The sequence below is a fragment of the Microbacterium sp. UBA1612 genome (genome assembly GCF_002321605.1).
GTDB classification, from domain to species: Bacteria; Actinomycetota; Actinomycetes; order Actinomycetales; family Microbacteriaceae; genus Microbacterium; species Microbacterium luteum.
This window is the reverse complement of sequence record NZ_DCMW01000032.1, coordinates 1-2,563: the sequence shown is the minus strand read 5'-3', so window position 1 is coordinate 2,563 and position 2,563 is coordinate 1. Positions and strand designations below refer to the sequence as shown.

The following is a 2,563-nucleotide window of genomic DNA, read 5'->3' as shown; positions in this document are numbered from 1 at the left end:
GGCGATCGCGAAGGCGGAGGCGGCTCAGGCCGCGGCCGCCTCCGGCGAGGACGAGCTGGAGCGCCCGACGCGACTGCAGAAGGTCTACCTGCCGGTGATCCGCTGGACGCTGCGTCGCCCCGCGATCACGCTGCTCGCCGCGGTGCTGGTGATGGGCGGCACGATCGCGACTGTGCCGCTGTTGCAGACCAACTTCATCGGATCCAGCGGCGCCAACACGATCACCGTCACCCAGACCATCGACGCCGGCTCCGACCTGGAGGCGAAGGACGCCGCCGCCACCAAAGTCGAGCAGGCGCTGATCGGGGTGGAGGGCGTCGAGATCGTGCAGTCGTCGATCGGCGGCGGCAACCAGCTAGCCGCCTTCTTCGGCGGCGGCGACGACGCGACCTTCTCGCTCACCACCGACGAGGACGGCGATCAGGACGAGATCACGGCCGCCGTGCGCGCCGCGATCGACGACCTCAGTGACGTCGGCGAGGTGACGGTCGGCGGCGGCGAGAGCGCCGCGTTTGCCTCCAGCGACATCTCGATCCTGATCTCGGCAGGAGACGAGGACGCCCTCCTGGAGGCGACGTCCGCCGTGCTCGACGCCGTGAGCGACCTCGATGTGACCGCCGAGGCGACCAGCAACCTGGCCGCGAGCCGGCCGTTCATCTCGGTCGACGTGGATCGCGAGGCCGCCGCCGAGTACAACCTCAGCGAACTCGCGGTCGGCAGCCTGGTCGCCCAGGCCATGCAGCCCGCCGCCTCCGGCGACTTCGAGCTCGACAACACGGTGATCTCGATCTACCTGGTCGACCCCGACGAGCCCGAGACTCTCGAGCAGCTGCGCGAGTACGAGCTGCAGACCCCGACCGGCGACACGGTGCGACTCGAGGAGATCGCCGAGGTGGAGATCACCAACGGGCCCACCTCGATCACGACCGAGCGCGGCGTGCGCACCTCCGAGGTCACGCTCACCCCGAACACGGCCGACCTCGGTTCGGCGGGCGCCATCGTGACGGCCGCGGTGGCCGACGTCGACCTGCCGGACGGCGCCTCGGCGAGCGTCGGCGGCGCGGTCGCCGACCAGCAGGAGGGCTTCGCCCAGCTCGGGCTGGCCGCGCTGGCATCGCTCCTGATCGTCTACATCATCATGGTCGCGACCTTCCGCAGCCTCCGCCAGCCGCTGCTGCTGCTGGTCTCGGTGCCGTTCGCGGCGACCGGCGCGATCCTGCTGCAGCTGGCGAGCGGGGTGCCGTTCGGCATCGCGTCGATCATCGGCGTCATCATGCTGATCGGCATCGTCGTGACGAACGCGATCGTGCTCGTCGACCTCGTCAACCAGTACCGAGATCGCGGAATGAAGGTGGCCGAGGCCGTCGAGCACGGCTCCTCGCGTCGTCTGCGCCCGATCCTGATGACGGCGCTCGCCACGATCGTGGCGCTCATCCCGATGGCGCTCGGCATCACCGGCGAGGGCGGCTTCATCTCGCAGCCGCTGGCGATCGTCGTGATCGGCGGGCTGCTCTCCTCGACGCTGCTCACGCTGGTCGTGCTGCCGACTCTGTACGCCCTCGTCGAGGGCTCCTCCGAGCGTCGCGCCGCCAAGCGCGAGGCCCGAGCCGCCGCGGCGGAGACCGCCGCGAGCTAGCCGCGGTCAGTCGGCGGCGAGGATCGCCTCGCCGCCGACGGTGCGCGCCAGGAAGTCGAGGATGCGCGCCGAGATGTCGGCGTCGAGCAGCATGATCGCGTGCCGGTCGCCGGGGACGACGACGAACTCCACCTCGCCGCCCGCCTCGCGGAGGGCGGCCGCGAACAGCTCGCCCTGCTCGTCCGGAACGAACTCGTCTTCCGAGTGCACGATGAAGACCGGCGGATCGCTCGCGTCGATCGCGGTGATCGGCGAGGCGAGCGCCGCCGCCTCGCAGTCGTCGTCGGTCTCGCAGCCGAGGTAGTCGAGCCGCCGCTGCGTCAGACGAGCGTCCTCGGCAACGCCGCTCAGGTCGATCGGCGCGCTGAGCTCCACGACGGCGGCCACTCGGTCGGGCGCCGACCAGGCGCCTTCGCCAGCGGTGCCGACCCAGGCGGCGAGGGTGCCGCCCGCCGAGCTGCCGAACAGCGCGATCCGATCCGGGTCGATGCCGTAGGCGGCCACCTGCTCGGGCTCGCGCAGCCAGGCGAGCGCGGCGCGCACGTCGTCGGTCGCGGCAGGGAACTGTGCCGCAGGTGAGAGCCGGTAGCTGATCGAGAACGTCGGGTAGCCGGCGCCCGCCAGCCACTCGCAGGTCTCGCGGTACAGAGGCTCGTCGCGGGCACCGCGATACCAGCTGCCGCCGTGGACGAAGATGATCGCCGGCCGCGCCTCGCTGGCGCCGGTCGCGGGAAGGCAGGCATCCAGGGCCAGCTCCGCGCCGTCGGGGGCGGCGTAGACGAGGCCCTCCTGCACCGTGACGCCGTCGACGAGCGGCAGGCCGAGCGGCGCGGCGACCGTCTCGGCCGCTTCCGTCCCGAGGGAGGCGGGGACGCATCCGGCGAGCACGGAACCGCACAGAGTCACGAGCGCGAGAGCTCTCACGGG

Annotated in this window: 2 protein-coding genes; one reads left to right on the top strand and one right to left on the bottom strand. The window is 71.8% G+C overall.

The annotated features are described in order from the left end of the window. A partial coding sequence (locus tag B3S45_RS12055; RefSeq protein WP_286720859.1) for an efflux RND transporter permease subunit occupies positions 1–1,636 on the top strand: 1,636 nt, incomplete at its 5' end. A gap of 6 nt (positions 1,637–1,642) precedes the next feature. Here B3S45_RS12055 and B3S45_RS12050 read toward each other — a convergent pair. Further along, a partial coding sequence (locus B3S45_RS12050; RefSeq protein WP_286720857.1) for an alpha/beta hydrolase occupies positions 1,643–2,563 on the bottom strand: 921 nt, incomplete at its 5' end.